The 9,821-nt window shown below is 69.7% G+C and carries 6 protein-coding genes and 1 pseudogene; 6 read left to right on the forward strand and 1 reads right to left on the reverse strand.

Annotated elements, in window-relative coordinates:
- Positions 1-35: 35 nt before the first annotated feature.
- The 6 genes from ACZ5XS_RS17205 to ACZ5XS_RS17230 are packed head-to-tail and all read left to right on the forward strand — an operon-like array spanning position 36 to position 9,657.
- Positions 36-1,322, forward strand: coding sequence for an ABC transporter substrate-binding protein (locus ACZ5XS_RS17205; RefSeq protein WP_468652043.1), 1,287 nt, complete (start codon positions 36-38; stop codon positions 1,320-1,322).
- On the forward strand, positions 1,322-2,284 hold the full coding sequence (locus ACZ5XS_RS17210) for a carbohydrate ABC transporter permease (protein WP_468652045.1): 963 nt from the start codon (positions 1,322-1,324) through the stop codon (positions 2,282-2,284). Before ACZ5XS_RS17205 ends, ACZ5XS_RS17210 begins: the two co-directional genes overlap by 1 nt.
- A 15-nt stretch (positions 2,285-2,299) precedes the next feature.
- A complete protein-coding gene (locus ACZ5XS_RS17215; RefSeq protein WP_468652047.1) occupies positions 2,300-3,163 on the forward strand; it encodes a carbohydrate ABC transporter permease in 864 nt (287 codons plus the stop codon).
- A complete protein-coding gene (locus tag ACZ5XS_RS17220; protein ID WP_468652049.1) occupies positions 3,163-6,084 on the forward strand; it encodes a glycoside hydrolase family 2 TIM barrel-domain containing protein in 2,922 nt (973 codons plus the stop codon). Before ACZ5XS_RS17215 ends, ACZ5XS_RS17220 begins: the two co-directional genes overlap by 1 nt.
- Before the next feature lie 50 nt (positions 6,085-6,134).
- Positions 6,135-7,964, forward strand: coding sequence for a LamG-like jellyroll fold domain-containing protein (locus ACZ5XS_RS17225; RefSeq protein ID WP_468652051.1), 1,830 nt, complete (start codon positions 6,135-6,137; stop codon positions 7,962-7,964).
- A gap of 19 nt (positions 7,965-7,983) precedes the next feature.
- A complete protein-coding gene (locus ACZ5XS_RS17230) occupies positions 7,984-9,657 on the forward strand; it encodes a PHP domain-containing protein (RefSeq protein WP_468652053.1) in 1,674 nt (557 codons plus the stop codon).
- Between the two features lie 13 nt (positions 9,658-9,670).
- On the opposite strand, the pseudogene ACZ5XS_RS17235 reads toward ACZ5XS_RS17230, so the two are convergent.
- Positions 9,671-9,821: pseudogene (locus ACZ5XS_RS17235) on the reverse strand (RNA-guided endonuclease TnpB family protein); the annotation flags it as partial.

Consider the following 9,821-nt stretch of genomic DNA (forward strand, 5'->3'; position numbering starts at 1 on the left):
GAAGTTGCGAACAGATCCGAAAGGCGGTGGGAGCTGTGCGGCTCTCACGAAGAGGCCTGCTGCGCGCGGGCCTGGCCGGCACGGCGGCCACGGCGCTGGGCGGCCTGGCGTCCGGCTGTGCCGTTCCGACCGGCTCGACCGGCCGGAACATGGTCCTGTGGTACTGGGACGGCGGCCTGGGCGACACCGTCGTCGCCAAGGCCAGGGCCCGTTACGACAGCGCGGTCGACCTCCGGGCCATCAAGATCGGCGGCTACTACCGGTCCAAGCTGATCACCACGATGGCCGGACGTGCCCACGTCCCCGACATCGCCGGCCTCAAGGGCGAGGACATGGCGTCCTACCTGCCCAACGCGGACCAGTTCGTGGACCTGCGGACCCTTGGCGCGGACAAGTACAAGAACCGGTACCTGTCCTGGAAGTGGGACCAGGGAATCGCCGACGACGGCTCGATGGTGGGTTTCCCCATCGACTGCGGTCCGGTCGCGCACTTCTACCAGTACGAGGTCTTCCGCGAGGCGGGACTGCCGTACGAGCCCGACGACGTGTCCCGGGAGCTGAACACCTGGGAGAAGTTCTTCGCCGCGGGCGAGCAGCTCAAGAAGCGCGTCCCGGGATCCTCCCTGCTCACCGACGTCAGCAGCGTCTTCGAGAACGTGGTGCAGCAGGGCAGCAGGCGATACGTCGACAAGGACCGCAACTTCATCGGCGACCAGGAGCACGTGCGGGCGGCCTGGGCGCTGGCCGTGGAGGCCAAGCGGCGCCGGATCGTCTCCAACCTGGTCACCGGCACCCCGGACCAGATCTCGGCGGTGGACTCCGGCAAACTGCCCAGCCAGCTCGGCGCCTCCTGGGCGACCTACGACATCAAGAACGGCAACCCGAAGACCAAGGGCAAGTGGCGGATCGCCGACATGCCGGTGCGGCCCTCCAACAACGGCGGTTCCTTCCTGTCGGTCACCAAGGCGTGCCGGGACCCGGAGCAGGCCTTCGAGATCATCGCGTGGATGCTCGACGCGGCCAACCAGGCCTCGGGTTACGTCGACGCGGGTCTCTTCCCCTCCACCCCGGCCTCGTACGGCCTGAGGCAACTGCGCGAACCCGACCCGTTCTTCGGCGGCCAGGTGACGACGGACGTCTTCGGGCCCGCCGCGCAGAAGATCGTGGTCGCCTACAACAGCCCCTTCGACGTGGCGCTCGGGCAGCCCATCAAGGACGAGATCAAGAACGTCGGCGTCCTCGGCAAGGACCCGGAGAAGGCCTGGAGTGACGCCATGAGCAAGTGCCGGCGGATCGCGAAGCACCTGGGGGTGAGCTACTGATGGCCACCGTCCCCGCCCTGGAGAAGCCCCGCGTGGTCCTGGCGGAATCGCCCGCCGTGCGGCCGAAGAACGGGTGGCGCAAGTACTGGCACCTGTATGCCGCGATCTCCCCGTTCTATCTGCTGTTCCTCGCCTTCGGTCTGATCCCCGTCGGCTTCTCGCTCTACCTCTCCTTCCACCGCTGGGACGGCCTCGGCTCGATGGAGTGGGCGGGCCTGTCGCAGTACCGGTACCTGGTGAGCGACAGCGACTTCTGGAGCTCGATCGGCAACACGATCATCATCTGGGCGCTGGCCACCTTCCCCATGATCTTCCTGGCGATGGTCACGGCCGTGATGCTCAACGCGGCGGTCCGCTTCAAGAACGTCTACCGGTTCGCCTACTTCCTGCCGAACGTCACCTCGGTGGTGGCGATCGCGATCGTCTTCGGCTCGGTGTTCTCCACCAACTTCGGCCTGGTCAACGCTCTGCTGCAGGCGGTGGGTCTTGACCAGGTGGCCTGGCTGAACACGCCGTGGGGCATCAAGGTCGCCATCGCGACGCTGATGACCTGGCAGTGGGTCGGCTACAACGCGATCATCTTCCTCGCGGGTCTGCAGACCATCCCGGGCGAGCTGTACGAGGCGGCGCGCATGGACGGCGCCGGTCCCCTGCAGACGTTCTTCCGGATCACGCTGCCCCTGCTGCGGCCGACCCTCCTGTTCGTGCTCGTGGTCTCCACGGTCACCGGCCTGCAGAGCTTCACCGAGGCCCAGGTCCTGCTGCAGAACACCTCGAACGACTCGACGTTCTCCGGCGGTCCGGACCACGCGGGCCGGACGATGGTCCTCTACTTCTTCCAGCAGACCTTCGACAACAACGACTTCGGCTACGGCGCCGCCGTGGCGTGGGGCATCTTCCTCGTCGTCGTCATCTTCTCGATCATCAACTGGCGGCTGGTGCAGCGCCGGGACGAAGACTAGGGAGGCCCGAACACCATGGCATCCATCCAAGGCACCAGGCGCCCCAAGGGCATACAGGGTGTCCGGCGCCGGGGCATCGCACTGCACGCGGTCCTCGTCATCGGGCTGCTGCTGTCGGCCTTCCCGTTCTACTGGGCCATCATCATGTCGACGCACACGTCGACCGAGATCTTCTCCTACCCGCCGAAGCTGCTGCCCGGCTCGCACTTCCTTGAGAACGTGCGCAGTCTCTTCGACAACATCGACTTCTTCGGCTCGATGTTCAACTCGCTGCTGGTGGCCTGTTCGGTGACCTTCCTGGTCCTGTTCTTCGACTCGCTGGCCGCGTTCGTCTTCGCCAAGTTCGAGTTCCCGGGCCGCAGGCTGCTGTTCGTCGTGCTGATGGCGATCTTCATGGTGCCGACGCAGATGGCGATCATCCCGCAGTTCGTGATCATGGCGAACATCGGCTGGATCGGCTCGATGACCGCGCTGATCGTGCCGGCCGCGGCCAACGCGTTCGGCATCTTCTGGATGCGCCAGTACATGCAGAGCGCGATCCACGACGAACTGCTGGACGCCTCGAAGATCGACGGGGCGAACTTCCTGCGCCAGTACTGGCACGTCGCGCTCCCGGTCGTCCGCCCGGGCCTCGCCTTCCTCGGCATCTTCACCTTCATGGCCCAGTGGAACGACTACGCCTGGCCCCTGATCGCCCTCACCAACCCGGACAACGTCACCCTCCAGGTCGCGCTGTCCCAGCTCAACGGCGTCCACGGCACCACCGACTACGGCATGGTGATGACCGGGGCGCTGCTCGCCCTGGTCCCGCTGCTGATCGTCTTCGCGATCGGCGCCAAGCAGATCATCGGCGACCTCGGCAAGGGAGCCATCCGCTGATGGACCCCTTGCTGGCACTCCGCCCCTGGGAGACACCCGAGGTGACCTCCTGGCGGCGACTGCCGATGAACGCCACGGACCGTCGCACCGGGGCGCTGAGGCTGGACGGCGACTGGCGCTTCCAGCTGCTGCCCGCGCCGGACGCGCCGCTCACCGACGCGTGGTCGTCGGCATACGTTCCGGGTGTCTGGACCATGCAGGACACCGACGACCTTCCGCAGTACACGAACGTCCGTATGCCGTATGCGGAATTCCCGCCACTGTCGCCCGCCGACAATCCGACGGGCGTGTACGAGCGCACGGTGGACGTGCCCGCCGAGTGGGCGGGGCGGCGGATCGTGCTCCAGGTCGGGGCCGCCGAGAGCGTGCTCCTCGTGCACGTGGACGGGCGGCCGGCCGGCATCTCCAAGGACTCCCACCTGGCCGCCGAGTTCGACCTGACGGGGATGGTGCGCGCCGGCGAGCGGGCCGTCGTACGGCTGACGGTGGTGAAGTGGTCGGACGCCTCGCACATCGAGGACCAGGACCAGTGGTGGCACGGGGGCGTCACCCGGTCGGTGCTGCTGTACGCGACGGATCCGCTGCACCTCGCCGACGTGAGCGTGCGGGCGGGACGGTACGGCGACCTGCGGGTCGACTGCCGGGTGCGGGACGCGGGCGGTGCGCTGCCCGAGGGGTGGTACGTCAGCGGGGAGCTGGACGGTCACCTGCTCACGCAGGACGGCGAGTTCGACCGCGCCAACACCGACGACGACCGCGTCTCCGACTTCCTCGGCGAGGCCCGGCTGCGGACCACCGTCGCCGACGTGCGCACCTGGAACGCCGAGACGCCCGAACTGTACGACCTGACGGTGCGGCTGCACCGCGCCGACGGCACGGTCGCCGACGCCTCGCACCACCGTGTCGGCTTCCGGGACGTCGAGATCGTCGGGCGGGACCTGCTGGTCAACGGCGAGCGGGTGTTCGTCCGGGGCGTCAACCGGCACGACTTCCATCCGCTGACCGGGCGGACGGTGTCGTACGAGGACATGCGCGCCGACCTGGTCGTGCTGAAGCGTTTCGGCTTCAACGCGATCCGCACCTCCCACTACCCGGGCGACCCGGCGCTGTACGACCTCGCCGACGAACTGGGCTTCTACGTCGTCGACGAGGCGGACATCGAGTCCCACGACCACGCCCACGAGATCGCCGACGACCCGCGCTATCTGAACGCCTTCGTGGACCGGGTCTCCCGGATGGTGCTGCGGGACAAGAACCACGCCTCGGTCATCATCTGGTCGCTGGGCAACGAGTCGGACTACGGCGCGAACCACGACGCGGCGGCGGGCTGGGTGCGCCGGCACGACCCGACGCGGCCGATCCAGTACGAGGGCGCCGCCAAGCTCGGCTGGGCCGACCCGGAGGTCGCCTCCGACATCGCCTGCCCGATGTACGCCCCGCTGGAGGACTGCGTGGCGCACGCGCTGTCCGGTGAGCAGACCAAGCCGCTGATCCAGTGCGAGTACTCCCACGCGATGGGCAACAGCAACGGCACGCTCGCGGACCACTGGGCGGCCATCGAGTCCACCCCGGGTCTTCAGGGCGGCTTCATCTGGGAGTTCTGGGACCACGGCATCCTGCAACGTGTGAACGACGGAAGACCGGTCGGGCGAGGGGGCGCCGGACTCTATGACAACGGTGTCACCGCGCCCGGCCACCGCTGGGCGTACGGCGGCGACTTCGGGGAGCGGATCCACGACGGCGCCTTCATCGCGGACGGGGTCGTGTTCCCGGACCGCACGCCCAAACCCGTGATGTACGAGCACCGGGAGATCGCGGCGCCGGTGCGGCTGGAGTGCTTCCGGCACGAGGGCGTCGTCATCGGCAACCACCAGCACTTCCGCGGCCTGGACTGGCTGGCCGCCCGGTGGGAGCTGGCCCTGGCCGACGGCGGCACGCTGACCGCACCGGCCGAGCTGCCCGAACTGCGCCCGGGTGAGACGGCGGCGGTGCCGCTGCCGTTCGAGCTCCCGCGGGGCGGCGGCGAGGCGTGGCTGACGCTGCGGGTGACGACCGCGGCCGACGAACCGTGGGCGCCGCGCGGCACGGTGGTGTGCCTGCCGCAGGTACGGCTGCGCGCCGCTGAGCCGATGCGGTCCGCCCCCGTGGCGCAGAACCGTTCCGTCGAGGTCGACGGGGAAGGGCTGCTGGTCCATCCCCTGCTCACTTCCGCACCCGTCCTCTCGCTGTGGCGGGCGCCCACCGACAACGACGAGCTGGGCGGCACGGCCCTGCGCTGGCGGACCTGGGGGCTGGACACGCTCGTGCGCAAGGTCGCCGACGTCCGCCGGGCGGCGGGGCGGGTCACCGTGCACGCCGAGTACGCGACGGAGGCGGGTGTCGTCCGTCATGTGCAGGTGCTCACGCCGGTCGAGGGCGGCGTCCACGTCGAGGAGCGGGCCGAACTCCCGGACGCGCTCGCCGATGTGGCGCGGGTGGGGTCCGTGTTCGAGACGGTGGCGGGCCTCGATCTGATGGAGTGGTACGGGCAGGGCCCCTGGGAGTCGTATCCGGACCGCGGCTTCGGCGCGCCCGTCGGCCATCACTCCGTAGCGGTGGACGAGCTGTTCACCCCCTATCTGCGTCCGCAGGAGAGCGGCGGGCGGCACGGCGTACGGCGGTTCACCCTGTCGGCGCCGGACGCCACGGGTCTCACGGTCGCGCTGGACGAGCCACGGCAGGTGTCCGTGACCCGTTACCGCGCCGAGGACCTGACCGCCGTGACCCACCACGACCGGCTCGTCCCACGGGCGGGGTGCGTGGTCCATGTCGACGCGGCCCACCGCGGCCTGGGCACCGCCTCGTGCGGGCCCGACACCTCACCGTCGTACCTCGTCGCACCGGGCATCCACCACTGGAGCTGGACCCTGCGCGCCCTCTGACTCCCCCCACGCCTTCTCTGTCACCTTTTACGCAGTGTTACGGAGCACACGTGTGCGTTTCGCATGAGCACGACCAGGGCGAGGCCGCGCAGGCCGGTGCCGGAAGACGCGGTTTCCTGCGGGCGACGGCGCTCCTGGGCGCCGCCGCGACCGCCGGCCTCGCGCTGCCGGCCGCCGCCGAGGCGGCCCCGGCATCCGCCGCCTGGCGGCCCGACCCCGACAGCAGCCGCTTCACGCTCGCCGTCATGCCCGACACGCAGTACCTCTTCGACGGGCCGAGCATCGACAAGGCGCCGATCGAGGCGTCCCTGCGCTACCTCCTGGAGCACGGCAGGGAGGAGAACATCGTCTTCCTGTCCCACCTCGGCGACCTCACGGAGAACGGCGCCCAGGCCGAAGTCACCGCGATCAGCGAGGCGTTCAGGCTCCTGGACCGGCGCGGTGTCGGCTACAGCGTCCTGGCCGGCAACCACGACGTGAGGTCGTCGACCGACGACCAGCGGGGCCCGACGCCGTACCTGGACGCCTTCGGTCCTGAGCGGTTCGAGGGAAAGCCGACCTTCGGTGGGGCTTCTCCGGACGGCTACAACACCTTCCACCTCTTCGAGGCGGCCGGCCGGGAGTGGATGGTGCTCGCACTGGACTGGCGGCTGTCCGCGAAGGGGTACGCGTGGGCCAAGGACGTCCTGGCCAAGCACCCGAGGACACCGGTCGTCCTCACGACGCACGAGCTGGTCGTCGAGGACGACTCCCTCTCAGCGTACGGACAGCAGCTGTGGGACCAGCTGATCGAGAACCACGACCAGATCTTCCTCACTCTCAACGGGCACTACTGGCCGGCCGGCCGGGCGACGCGCAAGAACGCGGCCGGCAACGACGTCCACCTGCACCTGACGAACTATCAGAACCGCTACTTCGGCGGCGCGGCGATGATCCGCCTCTACCACTTCGACCTGGACCGGAACGTCATCGACGTGGAGACGGTCTCCCCGTGGATCCTGGGCCGGGCCGCGAAGGGGCTCAACGAGCTGGAGCGGCAGGAGATCCAACTCAGCGGCGACGCCGACCGGTTCTCCGTCGACATCGACTTCGCGGACCGCTTCTCCGGCTTCGCCCCGCTGCCCGTGCGCCCGGCCCGCCCCGCCTCGAGGATGCTGGTCCCCGGCACGGTCGCGTACTGGCGCTTCGAGTCACCCGTGTCCGGCACGGTCCGTGACCTGTCCGGACGCGGCAACGACCTCACCCCGGTGTCGGTGGGCGGCGGCTCGCTGGGCTGGTCGGCGGACCACCACCCCGACCAGCCCGGACACGGCAGCCTGGAGTTCCCGGGCTACAAGTCCCCGCTGAAGGGCGCCTACCTGCGCACGGTCGACAAAGCTCCCCTCAACTCGGCGACGTTCAAGGCCGGTTACACCATCGAGGCCTTCTACCGCCTCCCGGCCGACTGGGACCCCTCCCACAACGCCTGGGCCGGACTCGTCAGCCGCACCGGCACCGGCGGCGCCGCCGGCAAGACCGAGGACGACCCGGACGAGCCGCTGGCCACGCTCTCCCTGTCCGACGGGCCCGGCCCGCAGTGGGCGGTCCGCCCCCTCAATCAACAGGGCATCGCCACGAACTGGGGCGACGAGACGGCCCGGGAGGTGTGGTGGCACGTCGCCGTCGTCAACGACGGCTCCCACACCACGATGTACGTCCAGGGCTGCCCCGTCGCCCGCAACCCGCACGCCCCCGCCGTCGGACTCACCTCCGTCGGCCTGCCGTGGCTGCTGGGCGGCTACGAGTACGGCGGCACCATCGACCAGATCCTGTACGGCCGGCTCGGCGACGTCCGGATCGTCGAACGGGCGCTGCCCGTCACGTCGTTCATGAACCACTGACCTCTTTGGAAGGATGACGATGCACGAGCAGCGACTGCCCGGCTGGGCCGACCCGTCCGTCTCCCCCGCCGACCTCGACGCCCAGGGCGTCTCCCGACGCGGACTCCTGCGCCGCGCGGGCCTGTTCGGCGCCGCCTTCGCCCTCGGGCCGGCGACGACCCCCGCGCTCGCCGCGGACCAGCAGGGCTTCGGCGGCGACGACCCCCGCCTCGCCTACCTGGTAGGCGACCACCATGTGCACTCCGTCTACAGCCACGACGCCAAGTACACCTTCTCCCAGCAGGCGCGGGCCGCCGCCGAGTACGGCCTCGACTGGATGGTGTTCAACGAGCACTCCAACTTCGGGCACGCCTACTACGGCGCCGAGATGGAGCACAAGGAGATCCTCAAGGCCCGGGCCGAGAACCCTCGCCAGCTGATCTTCCAGGGTCTGGAGTGGTACATCCCGGCCGCAGAGCACTGCACGGTGTTCGCCGCGCCCGGCCCGCACGAGGTCGACCTGCTGACACGGTTCGAGCTCGCCTTCGACGGCAAGCTGCTCAACTACACCGAGGGCTCCGCCACCGCGACCGACACCGCACGCAACGAGGCCCACGCCGTCAAGGCCATCCAGTGGCTCGCCGAACAGCGCCGCACCGGCTACGTCGACGACGTCCTCGTCCTCGCCAACCACCCGCTGCGCCTCGGCATCGACTCCCCGCACGAGATGCGCAACTGGCGCGACGCCGCCCCCGAGATCATGATCGGCATGGAGGGCGCGCCCGGCGCCCAGGGTGCGGCGCTGCCGGGCTGGCGCGGCGCCACCTCGATCCGCGGAGAGTACGAGAACAAGCCGTCGGCGCAGTCCTGGGCGGGGTACCCGGCGGACGCCTTCCTGACGTACGGCGGTTTCGACTGGGCCACCGCGACGGTCGGCGGGCTGTGGGACGCGATGCTCGCCGAGGGCAAACTGTTCTCGATCACCACCAACTCCGACAACCACCGGACCGTCTTCGACACCTGGAAGAACGGCGACTGGCCCGCCGGGCAGAACTTCGACAACACCGGCAGGCTGCCCGACCCGGTCGACACCGACGCCCCGCAGCCCGGCAGCGACTTCTGGCCCGGCCAGTTCAGCCGCACCCACGTCGGCGTCACCCGCTACGGCTACCGCGCGGTCATGGCGGGCCTGCGCGCGGGCCGCGTCTGGCTGGACCACGGACATCTGCTCGACGGCCTCGACGCACGGCTGAAGCGGGACCGCGACCACGGCCGGGGTGTCACCCTGGGCGGCCGGCTGCGGGTCCGCAAGGGCGAGAAGCTGACGCTGAACATCACCGTCACCACCACCTCGCGCCCCAACACCCAGGGAATCCTGCCGGAGTTGGCCCATGTGGACGTGATCCGGGGCGCGGTGCGCGGCCCGGTGGCCGACCGGGACACTTGGCGGGCACCGGACACCAAGGTCGTGCAGACGAAGGACGTGTCCGGCCGCACCGGGACCTACACCCTGCGCATCCCGGTCACCGCCGGGGACGAGTCCTTCTACCTCCGTCTCCGCGGCAGCGACGGCAACCGCATCGGCGCCGGCTACCTGGGCGCCTCCGTCGACCCGCACGGCCCGATTCCCCACGTGCCCGGAGACGGTGACCCGTGGGCCGATACGTGGTTCTATTCCAACCCCATCTTCGTCGACGTGACAGGAGCCTGTTGACTTCTTCCCCCGCCTAAAGACGGGGGATTCCAGCGGTCGCCCGCCGGGTTTCCTGCTTCACGGACGACTGCCCCGTCCGGGAAGACTCCCGTTGAGGTCTTACACCGTCTCCACAGGCAGACGCCGCCAGCCCGGCGGCCAGGATGTTGCGTGCCGCGTTCACG

This window comes from Streptomyces sp. NPDC033131 (genome assembly GCF_055578365.1).

What these genes read in the sequence shown, in the direction of transcription:
- ACZ5XS_RS17210 (WP_468652045.1), top strand. Translation starts at nt 1,322, where the DNA reads ATGGCCACCGTCCCCGCCCTGGAGAAGCCCCGCGTGGTCCTGGCGGAA.
- ACZ5XS_RS17215 (WP_468652047.1), top strand. Translation starts at nt 2,300, where the DNA reads ATGGCATCCATCCAAGGCACCAGGCGCCCCAAGGGCATACAGGGTGTC.
- ACZ5XS_RS17220 (WP_468652049.1), top strand. Translation starts at nt 3,163, where the DNA reads ATGGACCCCTTGCTGGCACTCCGCCCCTGGGAGACACCCGAGGTGACC.
- ACZ5XS_RS17230 (WP_468652053.1), top strand. Translation starts at nt 7,984, where the DNA reads ATGCACGAGCAGCGACTGCCCGGCTGGGCCGACCCGTCCGTCTCCCCC.